The 17,315-nt window shown below is 69.5% G+C and carries 20 protein-coding genes and 2 tRNA genes; 10 read left to right on the top strand and 12 right to left on the bottom strand.

What is annotated here, in order from left to right:
* Positions 1–29: 29 nt before the first annotated feature.
* Positions 30–695: a hypothetical protein gene (locus B2W79_RS11160; RefSeq protein WP_071328560.1), complete on the bottom strand. Its 666-nt coding sequence runs from the start codon at positions 693–695 to the stop codon at positions 30–32.
* Positions 696–745: 50 nt separating this feature from the next.
* On the opposite strand from B2W79_RS11160, the gene B2W79_RS11155 reads away from it, so the two are divergent.
* Positions 746–1,633: an acyl-CoA thioesterase gene (locus tag B2W79_RS11155; protein WP_025103393.1), complete on the top strand. Its 888-nt coding sequence runs from the start codon at positions 746–748 to the stop codon at positions 1,631–1,633.
* 8 nt (positions 1,634–1,641) lie between these two features.
* Here B2W79_RS11155 and B2W79_RS11150 read toward each other — a convergent pair whose 3' ends face one another.
* From B2W79_RS11150 to B2W79_RS11135, 4 genes are all read right to left on the bottom strand, one after another.
* A complete protein-coding gene (locus B2W79_RS11150) occupies positions 1,642–2,130 on the bottom strand; it encodes an acyl-CoA thioesterase (protein WP_025103392.1) in 489 nt (162 codons plus the stop codon).
* A 7-nt stretch (positions 2,131–2,137) separates the two neighbouring features.
* Positions 2,138–3,817: an energy-dependent translational throttle protein EttA gene (ettA, locus tag B2W79_RS11145; RefSeq protein WP_025103391.1), complete on the bottom strand. Its 1,680-nt coding sequence runs from the start codon at positions 3,815–3,817 to the stop codon at positions 2,138–2,140.
* Between the two features lie 80 nt (positions 3,818–3,897).
* On the bottom strand, positions 3,898–4,383 hold the full coding sequence (locus B2W79_RS11140; RefSeq protein WP_292789547.1) for a DUF6993 domain-containing protein: 486 nt from the start codon (positions 4,381–4,383) through the stop codon (positions 3,898–3,900).
* 9 nt (positions 4,384–4,392) lie between these two features.
* Entirely contained in the window at positions 4,393–4,848 is a 456-nt protein-coding gene (locus B2W79_RS11135; RefSeq protein WP_292789545.1) for a single-stranded DNA-binding protein, read from the bottom strand.
* A 206-nt stretch (positions 4,849–5,054) separates the two neighbouring features.
* On the opposite strand from B2W79_RS11135, the gene B2W79_RS11130 reads away from it, so the two are divergent.
* Entirely contained in the window at positions 5,055–5,327 is a 273-nt protein-coding gene (locus B2W79_RS11130; RefSeq protein ID WP_083391696.1) for a hypothetical protein, read from the top strand.
* A 28-nt stretch (positions 5,328–5,355) separates the two neighbouring features.
* Here B2W79_RS11130 and B2W79_RS11125 read toward each other — a convergent pair.
* Positions 5,356–5,428 (bottom strand) — tRNA-Arg (locus B2W79_RS11125).
* Between the two features lie 61 nt (positions 5,429–5,489).
* Here B2W79_RS11125 and orn point away from each other — a divergent pair.
* From orn to B2W79_RS11095, 6 genes are all read left to right on the top strand, one after another.
* Positions 5,490–6,116 carry an oligoribonuclease gene (gene orn / locus B2W79_RS11120; protein WP_071328557.1) on the top strand — a complete coding sequence of 209 codons (627 nt, stop codon included), beginning with the start codon at positions 5,490–5,492 and terminating at the stop codon, positions 6,114–6,116.
* 36 nt (positions 6,117–6,152) lie between these two features.
* Positions 6,153–6,228 (top strand) — tRNA-His (locus B2W79_RS11115).
* 67 nt (positions 6,229–6,295) lie between these two features.
* Entirely contained in the window at positions 6,296–6,925 is a 630-nt protein-coding gene (locus B2W79_RS11110; RefSeq protein WP_060922772.1) for a LysE family transporter, read from the top strand.
* Positions 6,926–6,957: 32 nt separating this feature from the next.
* The gene (locus B2W79_RS11105) at positions 6,958–7,305 is read left to right on the top strand and encodes a metallopeptidase family protein (RefSeq protein ID WP_025103385.1); all 348 of its coding nucleotides are present in this window, start codon (positions 6,958–6,960) and stop codon (positions 7,303–7,305) included.
* Positions 7,296–7,595 (top strand): ATP-dependent Clp protease adapter ClpS, encoded by a 300-nt coding sequence (clpS, locus tag B2W79_RS11100; RefSeq protein ID WP_071328556.1) that lies wholly within the window; start codon positions 7,296–7,298, stop codon positions 7,593–7,595. Before B2W79_RS11105 ends, clpS begins: the two co-directional genes overlap by 10 nt.
* Complete coding sequence (locus tag B2W79_RS11095; RefSeq protein WP_071328555.1) at positions 7,592–8,089, top strand: DUF2017 family protein; 498 nt, start codon at positions 7,592–7,594, stop codon at positions 8,087–8,089. The genes clpS and B2W79_RS11095 overlap by 4 nt, the downstream gene beginning before the upstream one ends.
* Positions 8,090–8,095: 6 nt before the next feature.
* Here B2W79_RS11095 and B2W79_RS11090 read toward each other — a convergent pair whose 3' ends face one another.
* From B2W79_RS11090 to gatC, 6 genes are read right to left on the bottom strand one after another with little or no spacing between them, the layout of a single operon-like run.
* Positions 8,096–8,677, bottom strand: a complete 582-nt coding sequence (locus B2W79_RS11090; RefSeq protein ID WP_083391695.1) for a hypothetical protein — start codon at positions 8,675–8,677, stop codon at positions 8,096–8,098.
* Complete coding sequence (locus tag B2W79_RS11085; RefSeq protein ID WP_071328758.1) at positions 8,661–8,978, bottom strand: hypothetical protein; 318 nt, start codon at positions 8,976–8,978, stop codon at positions 8,661–8,663. Before B2W79_RS11085 ends, B2W79_RS11090 begins: the two co-directional genes overlap by 17 nt.
* A 37-nt stretch (positions 8,979–9,015) precedes the next feature.
* Positions 9,016–10,272 carry a DNA polymerase IV gene (gene dinB, locus B2W79_RS11080; protein WP_292789537.1) on the bottom strand — a complete coding sequence of 419 codons (1,257 nt, stop codon included), beginning with the start codon at positions 10,270–10,272 and terminating at the stop codon, positions 9,016–9,018.
* 48 nt (positions 10,273–10,320) lie between these two features.
* Positions 10,321–11,835, bottom strand: a complete 1,515-nt coding sequence (gatB, locus tag B2W79_RS11075) for an Asp-tRNA(Asn)/Glu-tRNA(Gln) amidotransferase subunit GatB (protein ID WP_071328553.1) — start codon at positions 11,833–11,835, stop codon at positions 10,321–10,323.
* A complete protein-coding gene (gatA, locus tag B2W79_RS11070; RefSeq protein ID WP_071328552.1) occupies positions 11,835–13,352 on the bottom strand; it encodes an Asp-tRNA(Asn)/Glu-tRNA(Gln) amidotransferase subunit GatA in 1,518 nt (505 codons plus the stop codon). Before gatA ends, gatB begins: the two co-directional genes overlap by 1 nt.
* Positions 13,349–13,648, bottom strand: a complete 300-nt coding sequence (gene gatC / locus B2W79_RS11065) for an Asp-tRNA(Asn)/Glu-tRNA(Gln) amidotransferase subunit GatC (protein ID WP_025103377.1) — start codon at positions 13,646–13,648, stop codon at positions 13,349–13,351. Before gatC ends, gatA begins: the two co-directional genes overlap by 4 nt.
* Before the next feature lie 64 nt (positions 13,649–13,712).
* On the opposite strand from gatC, the gene B2W79_RS11060 reads away from it, so the two are divergent.
* Together B2W79_RS11060 and B2W79_RS11055 are read left to right on the top strand one after the other, a co-directional pair.
* Positions 13,713–15,413 (top strand): long-chain-fatty-acid--CoA ligase, encoded by a 1,701-nt coding sequence (locus B2W79_RS11060; RefSeq protein ID WP_292789533.1) that lies wholly within the window; start codon positions 13,713–13,715, stop codon positions 15,411–15,413.
* A 46-nt stretch (positions 15,414–15,459) separates the two neighbouring features.
* A complete protein-coding gene (locus tag B2W79_RS11055) occupies positions 15,460–17,307 on the top strand; it encodes a DEAD/DEAH box helicase (RefSeq protein WP_396654741.1) in 1,848 nt (615 codons plus the stop codon).
* Positions 17,308–17,315 lie beyond the last annotated feature (8 nt).

Genomic DNA, 17,315 nt, shown 5'->3' with positions numbered 1-17,315 from the left:
CCGAGCTGCCCGCCGGTCCCGTGCCCCCGTCAGGCCCGGGTGCCGGTGGCTCGCACGCCGGTCAGCCCGGAGGCCACGGGACCGCGCGCGAGCACATGGCCGCGGCGGAACGCGAGCCGCGTCCAACGACCGGAACGCGTGACGGGCACATCCTCTTCGCCGGAGATGAAGCCGAGCGCGTCTGCGGCGAACGCGACGCCTCGCGGCAGGCCGGCGAGGTCGTCGTCCGGCTCTCCCCAGATCGCCGCGCGGAGCGCGCGCACCGCCTCTTCGCCGGATCCCGGTCCTGCGCCGTGCGCGACCGCGGAGATGCCCCACTGTGCGCGCTGTGCGACGACGGAGGCGGGAAGCGTCGACTCCAGCGCCCATCCCTGTCGTGGCGGCGCGACACCGGCCCACGCAGGCGAGAGAGCGGTCTCCGGCAGCCCGAGGCGCTGCGGGTCGTCCGTCGGGCTCAGGGCGTCGATCACGAGGTCGCACTCGAGCTCCGGGTCGGCACGGACGATGCGCATGGCAAGGATCGTCGGCGTCTGATCGAAGAGCCCCTGAGGCGCGAGGACCGCCGTGGTGAGCGCCAGGACGCCCTGATGAGCCTGGAGACGCACACCCTCGTCGGACACCCGGGCCGCGCGGCCCGTGAACGTGAGGACATCCTTCGCCGTGTCCGGATCGGCGAGCAGGAGCTGAGGGGTCACGCGTTCTAAACTACCAACGAGCGGCGACCCGGGGCCGCGGAGGGGAACACATGAGCGCCGACGAGCACGCCATCCAGACCGTGGAGCGTCTTCTCGACGTCCTCGACCTCGACGCCACCCAGGCGCGGACCACCGAGGACATCTTCACCGGCTCATCGCACCCGATGCCGAGCGGTCGTATCTACGGCGGACAGGTGCTCGCGCAGACCCTCGTGGCCGCGGAGCGCACGCTCCCGGAGGACCGCGCCGTCCACTCGATGCACGGCTACTTCCTCCGCCCCGGCGATGCGAGCCAGGGCATCACCATCGCCGTCGACCGCATCCACGACGGACGTTCGTTCTCCACCCGCCGCACCCAGGCGTATCAGAACGGGGTGCCGATTTTCTCGATGATCGCCTCGTTCCAGGATGCCGACCCCGGGGTGGAGCATGCCGAGCCGATGCCCGCCGGTGTGCCCGTCCCGGAAGACCTCGCTCCCGATGAGGACCGTGTGCCCGGCCTCGCCGGCGGCGCACGGCGCATGCTGAGCGAGCGTGCCGCCGACATCCGGCACGTCGACTCCCCGCTCTATCTGCCGAACGACGACGAGAGGGTTCCGCGGCAGGCGGTGTGGATGCGACTTCGGGCCCCGCTCCCCGACGACCAGCGGCTGCATCGTGCCGCACTCGCCTACCTCAGTGACATGACGATCCAGGAGTCGATCCTGCGCGCCCACGGGGTGTCCTGGTCGCTCCCTGGGCTGAAGGTCGCGAGTCTGGACCACGCGATGTGGTGGCACCGTCCGGCGCGCGTGGACGAATGGCTCCTCTACGTGCAGGAGTCGCCGAGCGCCCGCGGCGGTCGCGGTCTGGCGACGGGGCGCGTGTACACCCGAGAGGGCACGCTCGTGGCGAGCGTCGCTCAGGAGATCATGATCCGGGTTCCTGAGGATCGCTGACGCTGTGCTCAGCGGTGTGCGTACTCGATGGAGGGGCCGACGTACGGCTCCCACGCCTCGCGCATCTCCGCCGTCAGGCGTGTCGGCCGTCCCGTGCCCGCGTCGACGAGCACGATGATCGCGGTGGATCGCGCGTAGAGCTCACGCGGCTCGGCGGCGGGGTCGTTGTGCACCTCGTAGCAGACCTCGACGCTGGACCCGCCGAGCTTCCCGAACCACATCTGCACCTCGAGTGGGCGCCGCTGGTACGGAACCGGAGCGAGGTACTCGATCTCCTGCCGCGCGATGAGCGTCAGGATCCCTTCCTCGATCCCGGAGTCGAGGACAGCGGTGGACGGCGCTTCCTCGCCGGGCCCCGCACGCCAGAACGCGCGGACGCGCGCCTCCTCGAGCAGTTTGAGCATCGAGGTGTTGTTGACGTGGTTGAATGCATCCAGATCGCCCCAACGGAGGTGGATCGGGATGTGCAGGCGGGAACCCGGCGAGTCGGTGCTCATGGCCGCCTCAGTCGCGGGTGAGCTTGCGGTGCGTCGACCGGTGGGGCTTCGCCGCGTCCGGGCCGAGACGCTCGATCTTGTTCTGCTCGTAGGCCTCGAAGTTGCCCTCGAACCAGTACCACTGGTCGGGCTTCTCGTCCGTGCCCTCGTAGGCGAGGATATGCGTCGCGATCCGGTCGAGGAACCACCGGTCGTGGGTGATGACCACCGCGCAGCCGGGGAACTCGAGCAGCGCGTTCTCCAGGGAGCTCAGCGTCTCGACGTCGAGGTCGTTGGTCGGCTCATCGAGGAGGAGCAGGTTGCCGCCCTCCTTGAGGGTGAGCGCGAGGTTCAGACGGTTGCGCTCACCACCGGAGAGCACGCCGGCCTTCTTCTGCTGGTCCGGGCCCTTGAACCCGAACTTCGAGACGTAGGCACGGGACGGGATCTCGGTCTTGCCGACCGTGATGAAGTCCAGGCCGTCGGAGACGACCTCCCACAGGGTCTTGTTCGGGTCGATCGACGACCGCGACTGGTCGACGTAGCTGATCTTGACGGTCTCGCCGATCTTCAGATCGCCGCCGTCCAGGGGCTCCAGCCCGACGATGGTCTTGAACAGGGTCGTCTTTCCGACGCCGTTCGGGCCGATGACGCCGACGATGCCGTTCGGCGGAAGGCTGAAGCTCAGACCGTCGATGAGCGACCGGCCGTCGAAGCCCTTTTTGAGGTTCTTGGCCTCGATGACCACGTTGCCGAGTCGAGGACCGGCGGGGATCTGGATCTCCTCGAAGTCCAGCTTCCTCGTCCGCTCCGCCTCGGCCGCCATCTCCTCGTACCGTGCCAGACGCGCCTTCGACTTCGTCTGCCGCCCCTTCGCGCTGGAGCGGACCCAGTCCAGCTCGTCCTTCAGGCGCTTGGCGAGCTTGGCGTCCTTCTTGCCCTGGATGTCGAGGCGCTCGGCCTTCTTCTCCAGGTACGTGGAGTAGTTGCCCTCGTAGCCGATGAGGCGTCCGCGGTCGACCTCGGCGATCCACTCGGCCACGTGGTCGAGGAAGTACCGGTCGTGGGTGATGGCGATCACGGCGCCCTTGTACGACTGGAGGTGCTGCTCAAGCCAGAGCACGCTCTCCGCGTCGAGGTGGTTGGTGGGCTCGTCGAGGAGCAGCAGGTCGGGCTTCTGCAGCAGCAGCTTGGCCAGCGCCACGCGGCGCTTCTCGCCACCGGAGAGCGGAGCGATGGCCGCGTCGCCGGGCGGGGTGCGGAGGGCGTCCATCGCCTGCTCGAGCTGGGAATCGAGGTCCCAGCCGTCCGCCGCGTCGATCTCCTCCTGCAGCGTCCCCATCTCCGCGAGGAGTGCGTCGAAGTCGGCGTCCGGATCGGCCATCAGCGCGGAGATCTCGTTGAACCGGTCGACCTTGGCCTTGATGGCGATGCCGTCCTGGATGTTCTCGAGGACCGTCTTCGACTCGTCGAGTTCCGGCTCCTGCATGAGGATGCCGACGGAGTACCCCGGCGAGAGCTTGGCCTCACCGTTGGACGGGGTGTCGAGCCCGGCCATGATCTTGAGGATCGTCGACTTTCCGGCGCCGTTGGGGCCGACCATGCCGATCTTCGCGCCCGGCAGGAACGCCATCGTGACGTCGTCCAGGATGAGCTTCTCGCCCACCGCCTTGCGCGCACGAACCATGGAGTAGATGTACTCAGCCACCGAAAACCGCTCCTTCTGTTGGCGTCGAAGATCGACACTCCAGCCTACCGGCCGCGAGTGGGCTTATCTGTGTACGCGAGTCACCAGTCGATCGGCCGCGTCGCGCCCACCAGGCACCGCCCGCCGGCGAGCTGGGGCATGACCGTGGTCACGACGGCACCGGTGGAGGGACCGACCTGTCCGATCAGGCACTCCTCCTCGCCCCAGCGGACCGAGAACTGGATGCTCTCCGCCGGGTTCCCGACCGTCGACTGGTCCGGCGTGAGCTGCATGGCGTCCCGATCGAATCCCGCCGCGACGAGACCGTCGACGTACGCGCGCCCCTCCCCGCGTTGCTCCGTCCCCCAGACCCGCTCCGCCACCGCCGTGAAGACGGGGAGGTTGTCCTCGGCGCTCCCGTCCGGCACCAGAGCCGGAGCGGCGGACGGCGTCGGATCGGCGGTGGTCGTCACCGTGGGAGTCGGCGTGGCCGCGGGCTCCGGCGCGCATCCGGCGAGGACGGCGGCCGAGACACCGGCGACGAGCACGAGCGCCGCAGCGCGGGACGGGAGGACCGATCGGAGCACGAGCAGAGTCTAAGCCGCCTCGCTCTCCGCTGGCTGATCCCACGCGCCGCGCACCTCGTGATCCGCCGTCGAGAGGTCACCGCTCTCCCCCTCCTCCGCCGGTGAGGGCCTGGCGCTCGGCCGATATGCCGTGGTCCCCCACCGGAGGTCATGCCCGATCGTGTCCGCGTCGATGTCGACGCTCGTCCCCTGCTTCCCGTTGCTCTCCCACGGGCGCACCCGGAGCCGTCCGGAGACGATGACGCTGTCCCCGACCCGCAGCGATGCCCGCGCGTGCTCCGCCAGCTGACGGAAAGCCGCGATCGAGAACCAGTTGGTCCCTGCGTCCACCCACGAACCGCTCGCAGCGTCGAAGCGCCGGTGCGTGCTCGCCAGCCGGAAGTTCGTGACAGGCACTCCTGCGCTCGTCCGCCCGGGTGTGGGCTCCGTCGCGACTCTCCCGACGACGGTCACCGTGTCGATCATCTGTTCGTCCTCTCGCTGCCGGCTCGGCGGCCGGATGCCCTCCAGCGTGCACCGCGCAGAGCAGGTGGCGGGGACGCGATCCCGTGATCCGTGGACAGGCTCGAGCGGCGGTGTATTGTGCAGAAGAGGCCAGGTCATCCGCGGATACCGGGGCCCGGGCAAATGTCGGTGGTCGGTCGTACGTTCGAACCATGGAAGGAGAGACCATGACCGCCACCACCGCTTCGATCCCCGCTCCCGGAGTGCCCCTCGCCGCACCGCCGCTCGCATCGCGCCGAGAACATCTCGTCCGTGCCGCCGATCACCTGTGGCGTGTCCAGGACAGCCGCGATCACGTCCTCGGCCATCTGCGGGTGGTGGCCGACCCTCTGGGCCTCCGTTACCGCGCGGAGCGGCTGCACCTGGCGACGGGCGGCTTCCGGCTGATCGGCGAGTTCTGGCGCGCGGATGACGCCGTCGACGCGCTGCGGCACTGCTGACAGCGGTCGTCTCGACCGGATTTCCCTGCGCCCCCGGCAGGATTCGAACCTGCGACCAAGAGATTAGAAGGCTCCTGCTCTATCCCCTGAGCTACGGAGGCGGACGTCTCTACCGTACCGCGCTCCCCCGCTGGATGTCGGGGCCGTCGATAGGATGGCGACATGGTGACTGCTTCGGAGAACGACCGCCTCGTCTGGATCGACTGCGAGATGACGGGTCTCGATCTCGCGGTCGACGAACTCGTCGAGATCGCCGTGGTGGTGACCGACTTCGAGCTCCGTCCGCTCGACCCCGGCTTCCAGGTCGTCATCCGTCCGAGCGCGGACGCGCTCGCGCACATGAACGACTTCGTCACCGCCATGCACGAGACCTCGGGGCTCATCGACGAGATCCCGCACGGAGTCACCCTCCAGGAGGCCGAGGAGCAGACGCTGGCTTACATCCGCCGCTTCGTCCCGCTCGAGCGCCGCGCACCTCTCGCCGGCAACACGATCGGTACCGACCGGATGTTCCTCGCGAAGTACATGCCGCAGGTCGACCAGTGGTTGCACTACCGGAACGTCGACGTGTCCAGCATCAAGGAGCTCTCCCGTCGCTGGTACCCCCGGGTGTTCTTCCAGGCTCCGGCGAAAGACGGCGGCCACCGCGCGCTGGCCGACATCCTGGAGTCCATCCGCGAGCTCCGCTACTACCGGGACGCTGTCTTCGTGGACGAGCCGGGGCCTTCCAGCGACGACGCCAAGGAGATCGCCGCGCGCACCGTGTCGGAGTTCGCCTCCAACATGTAATAGACTCGTGGGGTTGCCTGTTTCGGCGGGCGCATGGTGGGTATAGCTCAGTTGGTAGAGCGCCTGGTTGTGGTCCAGGAGGTCGCGGGTTCAAGCCCCGTTACTCACCCCAGCTCGAAGAGGCTCGGACCGGTTTGGTCCGAGTCTCTTCGCCTCTCCCGCGGCCCTAGACTGTCCTGGTGTCACTGGCGGTCTGGTTCTCTCTTCTCACCGCATCCGTGGTGATCAGCTTCACGCCGGGGGCCGGCGCGATCAACACGATGTCCAACTCCCTCACGCAGGGCTGGAAACGATCGATCTGGGGCATCATCGGCCAGCAGATCGCGCTCATCGTGCATGTCGTGATCGTCGCCGCGGGCGTCGGGCTCCTCGTCTCGCGCTCGGACGTGTTGTTCAACCTCATCCGATACGCCGGAGCCGCCTACCTCGTGTACCTCGGCATCCGGTTGATCCTGACCCGCCCCGCTCCGGCGCTCGACGACGCGCCGGATCCGGTGGATGCCCGGGAGAGCCACTGGTCGATGATGCGCCGCGGGTTCTGGGTGAACCTGCTGAATCCCAAGGCGATCGTCTTCTTCCTCGCCTTCATCCCGCAGTTCATCCGGCTCGATCAGCCTCCGCTTCCCCAGTATCTGGCTCTTGTCGCCACCGTCGTGGTCGTCGACGTCCTGGTGATGTGGGGGTTCTTCGCCACGGCGGCGCGCCCGTTCCGGCGCCTCACCCGCTCCCCGCGCGGCCAGCGGATCCTCAACACCGTGTTCGGAAGCCTCTTCATCGGCGTCGCGGCGCTGCTCGTCCTCCTGCACTGAGGATCCCATCGCACCCCCGTAGGCTGGAGGGGATGGACATGGACGCCGCGGCCTTCGAGGCCCTCGTGATCGACGAGCTCGACCAGCTGCCCGACGAGATGGTCGAGCAGCTCGAGAACGTCGTGTTCGTCGTGGAGGACCGTCCTGAGGACGGGAGCCTGGATCTCCTCGGCCTCTACGACGGCCTCGCGTTGCCGGAACGCACGCAGTACGGGATGGGTGAGCTGCCCGACCGCATCATCGTCTACCGGGAGCCGCACCTCGCGCAATGCGAGGACATCGACGAACTCCGCGACGAGATCCACACCACCCTCGTCCACGAGATCGCGCACTTCCATGGCATCGACGACGCCCACCTGCACGAGCTCGGATGGGCCTGACCGTGTCGACCGCTCTTCCCGAGATCGATGAAGCCACCGATCTCTCCGCTGCGCCCCTGGAGCCCTGGGAGGTCGTCGTGTGGAACGATCCGGTGAATCTGATGAGCTACGTCGTCCGCGTCTTCCGCACCTACTTCGGCTATACCCGCGAGCATGCCACCCGCCTCATGCTCGCCGTCCACCACGACGGACACGCGATCGTGGCCACCGGACCCCGCGAGACCATGGAGGTGCACGCGCAGGCGATGCACGACTACGGGCTCTGGGCCACCGTCAGGAAGGCCGTATGAACACCCCACCGATCACCCTCTCCGTCGCCACGATCGAGGGGATGCATCTGGCCCGGCTCGTCGATGACTTCATGGAACTGCTCCGGGATACCGAACAGGATGACCCCGGGGTGGCGCGGCTGACCCCGAACGCCTACCCGGACGACGACGATGCTTCGGTCGCCTTCGCGTCGGCCACCCGCGCGGATCTCCTCGATCGCCGCCTGCACGACGCCCGCACGATGCGCGCGTCGCTGCAGGTGTTCGATCCGGACGCCGAGGTGACCGATGAGGACGCCCGCGTCTCCCGCGACGTTCTGGTGCGCCGCGAAGACGTGGACGCCTGGCTGCGCACCCTCACCGCCATCCGCCTCGTGATCGCGACGCGCCTCGGCATCACCGACGACGCGCCCGACGTCGGCGGCGACGGTCAGGCGGTGTACGACTGGCTGGGATACCGCCTCGAACTCCTCATCGAAGCCGTGGATGAGAGCGACGCCGACGCCCTCCGCTGAGTGCGCTCAGGGAACCTCGACCACCCGCGTGGCGAGTTCGCGGGGGCTGTCCCGCTCGACGTGACGGCGCTCCTGCGCCGCCCACCGGTCCCAGTGCGGGCGATAGGTGTCTCCGTCCCGCGCGAGTGCCCGCGACTTGCGCGAGTGCTCTCCGGACTCCACCCAGACGCGGACGTCGGCCAGCCGTGCGGTGGACGGACGCAGGATCCCGCTGCCCTCGACGATGACGCCGAGTGCGGGATCGACCGCATGCGTTTCCGCCTCCTCGCCGCGCTCCCAGTCCCATCGACGCCAGGCCCCGAGAAGGCCGCGCCCGTGCGGCCGGAGGATGCCATCGAGGGCCCGCTCCGCGCCGCCGTCCAGCCCGTCCCATCCGGGATACAGGGAATCCAGCGCGATCACCTGCACACGACCGGCGACCGGCCAGGCGCGTGCCACGCGCGCAGCCAGGGAGGTCTTGCCGGCGCCGCTTCCGCCGTCGATGATCACGACAGGATTGGACGCCGCGAGTGCGCGCACGTCCTCGACGATCAGCGTCGCGGCCTGCGAGAGGGCGGCTGCGACCGCATCGTCACTTCTTGAGGGCACGGATGATGCGCGTGAGGGCCCGACCGGTGACCCAGACGAAGGGCACGGCCACGACGAGGAGCGTCACGATGTTCGGCTCGAAGCGCAGGCCCTCCTCACGACGGACGTAGACGCCCACCGGCACCGAGACGCCGCCACCTCCGCCACCTTCTCCGCCGTCCCCGCTGGCTCCGCCGAAGCCCGCGTAGGTGAACGCCACCGGAGTGACGGTGACGCCGTCGATCTCCTGCGGTTCCCCGTACGCGCTCTTCACGCCGAAAGACGCGACCTGATTCCCGAGTTCCAGTGCAATGTTCGGCATGTTCCCACGGTAGCCGACGGCGGCCTGCGGCGCGCGGTCAATCGACGCCGTGGTCCTTCGGATGCCGCGCGGCGCCCCGTCCTTCACCGCGTCCGATGTGGCGCGCCCTGCTGATCGTCGCCGAACCGAACCGCGCCATGGCCTCGTCGACGGCCCCTTCGACCTTGCGCCAGTCCTCGTCCTCGTCCCACAGCGCCAGCGCGCTGCCTCCTGCGGGCCGGAGGTTCTCGGCACGGACGCCCACAAGGCGGATGGGATCACGACGCTCGATGAGCGCGAACAGGCCCTGCGCTGCCTCGCCGATGCGCTGGCCGACCGCGGTCGGCTCCGGCAATGTCTGGGAGCGGCTGACGGTGCGGAAGTCGTCGAAACGGATCTTGATCGCGACCGTGGAGGTCTCCCACTCTGCACGGCGCAGGCGGGCGCCCACGCGATCGGCCAGCCGGAGCAGCTCGGCGCGGAGGAAGGCACGATCCGTGATGTCGTGGTCGAAGGTCTCCTCGTGTCCGATGCTCTTCTCCACGCGCTCCGTGTCGACCGCACGCGCGTCCTCCCCCCGCGCCAGCTGCGCGAGCCTCGCGCTCAGCGCCGGCCCCACGGCGCGGTCCAGCATCTCGGGCGATGCGGTGCGGAGGTCGCCGATCGTGCGGAGGCCGCGGGCCTCCAGTGCCTCCGCCGCCTTCGGCCCCACGCCCCACAGCGCTCGCACGGGGCGCGGCGCGAGGAAGGCGAGAGTGTCGCGTTCCGCGACCACGAGCATCCCGTCCGGCTTGGCCATGGTCGACGCCATCTTCGCCACATGCTTGGTCGCGGCCACGCCGACGCTGCACGTGATGCCGACCTCCGCGAGGACGCGCTCACGGATCTGGGCCGCGATCCCGGCGGGGCTCCCCCAGAGCCGGCGCACACCCTGTACGTCGAGGAACGCCTCGTCCACCGACAGCGGCTCCACGAGCGGCGTGAACGACTCGAAGATCGCCATCACCTGCCGCGAGACCTCTTGGTACCGGTGGAAGTGCGGCGGGACGATCCGTGCCGTGGGGCACAGCCGGAGGGCCTGCGACACGGGCATCGCGGAGCGCACGCCGTAGCGCCGTGCCTCGTAGGAGGCGCTGGAGACCACGGAGCGGCCATCCGGAGCCGCGATGATCAGCGGCAGTCCGCGAAGACTCGGGTCGTCCAGCACCTCGACGGCCGCATAGAACGCGTCCATGTCGACGTGGAGGATGCGCGTACCGGAGTCGTCGGCATCGGCCGAGGACACCATGCGGCCTCTGCCATCACCGTGTCCCATGAATCCATTGTCCCCTGGGCCTCCGACATGGAGGCCCAGGGGCGAGAATCACTGCGCGGCGCGCTCGAGGATGAGTTCGCGGACGCGGGCGGCGTCGGCCTGGCCCTTCATGGCCTTCATGACCGCACCGATGATGGCACCCGCGGCCTGGACCTTGCCGTCCTGGATCTTGGCCATCACATCGGGCTGGGCGGCGAGAGCCTCATCGATCGCCGCGATGAGCGCACCGTCGTCCGAGACCACGGCGAGACCGCGTGCGTCGACGACCTCCTGCGGCGTGCCCTCACCGGCGATCACGCCCTCCAGCACCTGGCGTGCGAGCTTGTCGGTCAGCGTCCCGGCGTCGACGAGCTGCTGCAGCGCCGCGACGTTCTCCGGGCTGACGAGGTCGACCGCATCCTCCTCCTGCGCATTGGCGAGGCGGGTGATCTCCCCCGTCCACCACTTCCGTGCCGCGGCCGGCGTGGCCCCGGCGGCGATCGTGGCCTCGACGACATCGAGCAGACCGCCGTTGCGCACGTCCTGGAACTCCAGCGGGGTGAAGCCCCACTCGTCCATGAGTCGGCGCCGACGGGCGACGGGCTGCTCGGGCAGGGCGGCGCGCAGCTCCTCGATCAGCTCGCGCGGCGGCTGCACCGGAAGCAGATCCGGCTCGGGGAAATACCGGTAGTCGTCGGCGTCCGACTTCGGACGTCCGGGAGAGGTGGTCCCGGTGTCCTCGTGCCAGTGCCGGGTCTCCTGGATGATGGTGCCGCCGTCGGCGAGGATCTGCGCCTGACGCTGGATCTCGTACCGCACCGCGCGCTCCACGGATCGCATGGAGTTGACGTTCTTCGTCTCCGTGCGCGTGCCGAGCTTCTCCTCACCCCGACGACGGAGCGAGACGTTGGCGTCGCACCGCAGGTTGCCGCGCTCCAGCCGAGCCTCGGAGATGCCGAGTCCGCGGACGATGTCGCGGATCGCGGCGACGTACGCCTTGGCGACCTCGGGAGCCCGGTGATCGGTGCCGAAGATCGTCTTCGTCACGATCTCGACGAGCGGGACGCCGGCGCGGTTGTAGTCGACGAGCGAGTACTCGGCGCCCTGGATCCGGCCGGTCGAGCCGCCCATGTGCGTGAGCTTGCCGGCGTCCTCCTCCATGTGCGCGCGCTCGATCGGGATCGTCACCATGGTGCCGTCCTCGAGCTCCACCTCGACCGACCCCTCGAAGGCGATCGGCTCGTCGTACTGGGAGATCTGGTAGTTCTTGCCGAGGTCCGGGTAGAAGTAGTTCTTCCGGGCGAACCGGCTGGACTCCGCGATCGAGCAGCCGAGCGCGAGGCCGAGGCTGATCGACGAGCGGATGGCCGTCTCGTTGACGACCGGCAGCGCACCGGGCAGTCCCAGGTCGACGGGGGCGATCAGCGTGTTCGGCTCCGCCGCGTGGTACGCCTCGTTCGCGGGGTTGGGAGCGTCGGAGAACATCTTCGTGTTCGTGTTGAGCTCGACGTGCACCTCGAATCCGAGGACCGGCTCGAACAGCTCGAGCGCCTTGTCGAAGTCCATGAGCTTGGCGGCGGCCATCAGCGCGCGCCTCCTTCCAGCTGGGGGGCACGGGACAGCAGCGGCGCGCCCCAGGAATCCACGAGCAGCGTCTCGAGGGCGGCACCCACCCGGTAGAGGCGGGCGTCCTCCCGCGCGGGAGCGAGGAACTGGATGCCGACGGGCAGCCCGTCGTCATCCGAGAGACCGCTCGGGATCGAGATGCCGGGGACACCGGCGAGGTTCGCCGGGATCGTGGTGATGTCGTTCAGGTACATCTGCAGCGGGTCGTCGATCTTCTCGCCGAGCTTGAAGGCCGTGGTCGGGGCCGACGGCGTGGCGATGACGTCGACATCGGCGAAGGCCGCGGCGAAGTCCTGCTGGATGAGCGTGCGGACCTTCTGCGCGCTGCCGTAGTACGCGTCGTAGTATCCGGCCGACAGAGCGTAGGTGCCGAGGATGATGCGGCGCTTGACCTCGTCGCCGAAACCGGCGTCGCGGGTCGCGGACATCACGTCCTCCACCGTCGGGTTGCCCGCCGGTGTGACCCGGAGGCCGAAGCGGACCGAGTCGAACTTGGCCAGGTTGCTCGAGGCCTCGGCCGGCAGGATCAGATAGTAGGCCGCGACGCCGTACTCGAAGTGCGGTGCACCGATCTCGACGATCTCGGCGCCCTGCGCCTCGAGCAGCGCCAGCGCGCTGCGGAACGAGGCCGCGACGCCCGGCTGGAAACCGCTGTCGGGAAGCTCGCGGATGACGCCGACGCGGAGACCCTTGAGGCCGTCCCCGCGCGCACCCTCGCGTGCAGCCGCCGCGAAGGACGGCCACTGCTCGTCGAGCGACGTGGAGTCCTTCGGGTCGTGGCCGCCGATCGCGTCGTGCAGCAGACCCGCATCGAGCACCGTGCGGGTGACCGGGCCGACCTGGTCGAGGCTCGACGCCAACGCGATGGCACCGTAGCGGCTGACGCCGCCGTAGGTCGGCTTCACGCCGACCGTGCCGGTCACGTGCGCAGGCTGGCGGATCGATCCGCCGGTGTCGGAGCCGAGGGCGAGCGGTGCCTCGAAGGCGGCGACGGCGGCGGCAGAGCCCCCACCCGAGCCGCCGGGGATCCGGTCGAGGTCCCAGGGGTTGCGGGTCGGGCCGTAGGCGGAGTGCTCCGTCGAGGAGCCCATCGCGAACTCATCCATGTTCGTCTTGCCGAGCGCGATGAGGCCGGCAGCTCGGGAGCGGGCCACGACTGTCGCGTCGTACGGCGAGCGGTACCCCTCGAGGATCCGCGAGCCGCTCGTGGTCGGCTGATCCGTTGTGACGAGCACGTCCTTGATCGCGAGCGGGACACCGGCGATCGGCCCGAGGTCCTCCCCCGCGGCGCGACGAGCGTCGATGTCTGCCGCCGCGCCGAGGGCATGCTCGTTGACGTGCAGGAACGCATGGACGTCGTCGTCGACCTGGGCGATGCGGTCGAGGTGCGCCTGCGTGGCCTCGACGCTGGAGACCTCCCGCGTCGCGAGCTTGTCGGCGAGTTCCGCCGCGGTCAGCCGGATGATGTCGCTCACTGCTCTTCTCCCAGGATCGCGGTGACGCGGAACCGGCCGTCGGCCTGGTCCGGGGCGTTCTGCAGCACCTGCTCGTGCGTGAGCGTCTCGCCGACCACGTCGGGACGGAACACGTTGCTCAGCGGGATCGGGTGGCTGGTCGCGGCGACATCGGCGGTCGCGACCTCGGACACCTTGGCGATGTTGTCGACGATGGCGTCGAGCTGGCCCGTGAGCCGCGTCACCTCGTCGTCGTTCAGCTGGATGCGCGCGAGCACGCCGAGATGGCGCACAAGATCAGGGGTGATTTCAGACACGCCCCCAGTCTAGTTGGCGAGCCGCCCGCCGCTCGGCGCGGCGCGGCCCGCCTAAGCTGGGCGCGTGAGCACGTTCCAGCCCCCTCGCCCGTGGATCGCCAGCTACGCCGACGGCGTTCCGGAGGACCTCGCCCCCGTCAGCGGCTCCCTCGTGGACATCGTCGCCGCATCAGCCAGGGACTACCCGGATGCCCCGGCCCTGCAGTTCTTCGGCCGGGAGACCACCTACGCGCAGCTGCAGGAGGCGATCGATCGCGCCGCGGCGGGGCTCCGTGATCTCGGCGTCCGCGCCGGTGACCCGGTCGCCATCGTCCTGCCGAACTGCCCGCAGCACATCATCGCGTTCTACGCGGTGCTGCGGCTCGGTGCGGTCGTGGTCGAGCACAACCCGCTCTACACCCCTCGCGAACTGCGCAAGCAGTTCGAGGACCACGGGGCCAAGCACGCGATCGTCTGGAACAAGGTCGTCGCGACAGTCCAGGAGTTCCCGAGCGACTTGGCCGTCTCGACCCTCGTGTCCGTGGACGTCACGCGCGCGATGCCGGCCCTCACCCGCTTCGCCCTCCGGCTGCCGGTCGCGAAGGCGAGGGAGTCGCGGGCTGCGCTGACCGAGCGCGTCCGCGGCACCGTGCTCTGGGAGTCGGTGCTCGCCGGTGACCCGATCCCCGCCTCGCATCCCCAGCCGGGCACGGACGACCTGGCGATCATCCAGTACACGTCCGGGACCACCGGCACGCCGAAGGGCGCCGCCCTCACGCACCGCAACCTCCTCGCCAACGCCGCACAGTCCCAGGCCTGGGTGCCGTCGATCCAGCGCGGCAAGGGCTGCGTCGTGTACGCCGTGCTGCCCATGTTCCACGCCTACGGACTGACGCTCTGCCTCACCTTCGCGATGTCGATGGGCGCGCGTCTGGTGCTGTTCCCGAAGTTCGACCCGGACCTCGTGCTCGACGTCGTCAAGAAGCATCCGGCGACGTTCCTCCCGCTCGTCCCACCCATCGCCGACCGGCTTCTCGCCGCCGCGAACGCCAAGGGCGTCTCCCTCGAGGGCATCGAGGTCGCGATCTCCGGCGCGATGGCGCTGCCGCACGAGCTCGTCGTCCCGTTCGAGGCCGCCACGCACGGCTACCTCGTCGAGGGCTACGGGCTGAGCGAGTGCTCGCCCGTCCTCATGGCGAACCCGGTCGCCGACAACCGGGTTCCCGGCACCGTAGGACTCCCTCTCCCGGGCACGGAGTGCCGCGTCGTCGATCCGGAGAATCCCACCGAGGACGTCCCGGCCGGTTCCGCCGGCGAACTCATCGTGCGAGGCCCGCAGGTGTTCTCCGGCTACTACGGCAAGCCCGAGGAGACCGAGGCTGTGTTCGTCGATGGCTGGTACCGGACGGGCGACATCGTCACGATCGACGACGGCGGCTTCGTGCGCATCGTCGACCGCATCAAGGAGCTCATCATCACCGGCGGCTTCAACGTCGCCCCGACCGAGGTGGAGAACGCGCTGCGCCAGCATCCGTCGGTCGCCGACGCGGCGGTCGTCGGGCTGCCCAGCGACCACTCGGGCGAAGAGGTCGTCGCGGCCATCGTCGTCGATCCCGGTGCCGACGTCGACATGGAGGCGATCCGCGAGTATGCGCGCAGCATCCTCACGCCGTACAAGGTGCCGCGCCGCGTGTTCATCGTCGAGGAGCTGCCGAAGTCGCTGATCGGCAAGGTGCTGCGCCGGCAGGTGAAGGAGAAGCTGCTCGCCCTCACGTCGGGGGCCTGAGCCGGCCCCACAGGAAGCGGGGGGCCGGGCGCGCTACCCTTGGGAAGTGACCCCTGAAGAAGTGACCCCCGCCGACGCCCCCGACGAGTCCCCTGCAACCCCCGGATTCGAGGACCTCGGCATCACTGGGCCGGTCCTCAAGGCCATCAAGGATCTCGGCTACGAGACCCCGTCGCCCATCCAGGCCGCGACCATCCCCACCCTCCTCGCCGGCCGCGATGTCGTCGGCATGGCGCAGACCGGAACCGGCAAGACCGCCGCCTTCGCCCTGCCCGTGCTGGAGCGGCTCGACGTCGCGCAGAAGACGCCGCAGGCCCTCGTCCTCGCACCGACCCGTGAGCTCGCGCTGCAGGTCTGCGAGGCGTTCGAGTCCTACGCCTCCCGCATGAAGGGCGTGCACGTGCTGCCCGTCTACGGCGGTCAGGGATACGGTGTGCAGCTGTCCGCCCTCCGCCGCGGCGTGCACGTCGTGGTCGGCACCCCCGGCCGCATCATGGACCACCTGGCCAAGGGCACCCTCGACCTCTCCGAGCTCCAGTACCTCGTGCTGGACGAGGCCGACGAGATGCTGAAGATGGGCTTCGCGGAGGACGTGGAGCAGATCCTCGCTCAGACGCCGGAGGAGAAGCAGGTCGCCCTTTTCTCGGCCACGATGCCTGCGCAGATCCGCCGCCTCGCGCAGCAGTACCTCCGCGACCCGGAGGAGATCACGGTCAAGTCCAAGACCGCGACCAACACGAACATCACCCAGCGCTACCTCGTCGTCTCGTATGCGCAGAAGGTGGACGCGCTGACCCGCATCCTCGAGGTGGAGAACTTCGACGGGATGATCGTCTTCGTCCGCACGAAGAACGAGACCGAGACCCTGGCCGAGAAGCTCCGCGCCCGCGGGTACTCCGCCGCCGCGATCAACGGTGACGTGCCGCAGGTGCAGCGCGAGCGGAGCGTCAACCAGCTCAAGGACGGCAAGCTCGACATCCTCGTCGCCACGGACGTCGCCGCCCGCGGCCTCGACGTCGAGCGCATCAGCCACGTCGTCAACTTCGACATCCCCACCGACACCGAGTCGTACGTGCACCGCATCGGACGGACCGGACGGGCCGGAAGGACGGGCGACGCGATCAGCTTCATCACCCCGCGCGAGCGCTACCTGCTCAAGCACATCGAGAAGGCGACGCGTCAGCAGCCCACGCAGATGCAGCTGCCGAGCACCGAGGACGTGAACACGACGCGGCTCGCCCGCTTCGACGACGCCATCACGACCGCACTGTCGGAGACGTCGCGCATCGACGCGTTCCGCGACATCATCGCCCACTACGTCCGGCACCACGACGTGCCGGAGGGTGACGTCGCGGCCGCTCTCGCCGTGGTCGCCCAGGGCTCCACCCCGCTGCTGCTCGACCCCGCGCAGGACGCCCTGGCGCAGGCGGTGGCCGCCGACAACCGTCCGCCGCGCGAGCGGCAGACGCGGGAGCCGCGGGAGCCCCGGGAGCGTCGCGGGCGCGGCGACTACACCCCCTACCGGATCGAGGTGGGACGGCGGCACCGCGTCGAACCGCGGCAGATCGTCGGCGCGCTGGCGAACGAAGGCGGCCTGGGCCGCGACGACTTCGGCGCGATCAACATCCGTCCCGACTTCTCGATCGTCGAGCTCCCGGCGAACCTCGACCCCGCCGTCCTCGACAAGCTCCGCGACACGCGCATCTCGGGACGCCTGATCGAGATCGCCCCCGACCGTGGGCCCGGGGCGCGCCGCGGGTCGTCCTCGCGCGACGGCGACGGCCGTGGCCGACCGCCCCGCTACGACCGGACCGATCGGCGCGACCGCGACGATCGCCCGGCGCCCCGCGACCGCGAGGAGAAGCCCTTCCGCAAGCCCCGCCACAAGGCTTGAGCGGACCG

Source organism: Microbacterium sp. UBA7513 (assembly GCF_002478345.1).
GTDB lineage: Bacteria > Actinomycetota > Actinomycetes > Actinomycetales > Microbacteriaceae > Microbacterium.
This window is presented reverse-complemented; position numbering and strand designations above follow the sequence as displayed.

What these genes read in the sequence shown, in the direction of transcription:
- B2W79_RS11150 (WP_025103392.1), bottom strand. Translation starts at nt 2,130, where the DNA reads ATGAGCACCGACTCGCCGGGTTCCCGCCTGCACATCCCGATCCACCTC.
- orn (WP_071328557.1), top strand. Translation starts at nt 5,490, where the DNA reads ATGGTGACTGCTTCGGAGAACGACCGCCTCGTCTGGATCGACTGCGAG.
- B2W79_RS11085 (WP_071328758.1), bottom strand. Translation starts at nt 8,978, where the DNA reads ATGCCGAACATTGCACTGGAACTCGGGAATCAGGTCGCGTCTTTCGGC.
- B2W79_RS11105 (WP_025103385.1), top strand. Translation starts at nt 6,958, where the DNA reads ATGGACATGGACGCCGCGGCCTTCGAGGCCCTCGTGATCGACGAGCTC.
- dinB (WP_292789537.1), bottom strand. Translation starts at nt 10,272, where the DNA reads ATGGGACACGGTGATGGCAGAGGCCGCATGGTGTCCTCGGCCGATGCC.
- clpS (WP_071328556.1), top strand. Translation starts at nt 7,296, where the DNA reads ATGGGCCTGACCGTGTCGACCGCTCTTCCCGAGATCGATGAAGCCACC.
- B2W79_RS11155 (WP_025103393.1), top strand. Translation starts at nt 746, where the DNA reads ATGAGCGCCGACGAGCACGCCATCCAGACCGTGGAGCGTCTTCTCGAC.
- B2W79_RS11095 (WP_071328555.1), top strand. Translation starts at nt 7,592, where the DNA reads ATGAACACCCCACCGATCACCCTCTCCGTCGCCACGATCGAGGGGATG.
- B2W79_RS11130 (WP_083391696.1), top strand. Translation starts at nt 5,055, where the DNA reads ATGACCGCCACCACCGCTTCGATCCCCGCTCCCGGAGTGCCCCTCGCC.
- B2W79_RS11135 (WP_292789545.1), bottom strand. Translation starts at nt 4,848, where the DNA reads ATGATCGACACGGTGACCGTCGTCGGGAGAGTCGCGACGGAGCCCACA.
- gatB (WP_071328553.1), bottom strand. Translation starts at nt 11,835, where the DNA reads ATGGCCGCCGCCAAGCTCATGGACTTCGACAAGGCGCTCGAGCTGTTC.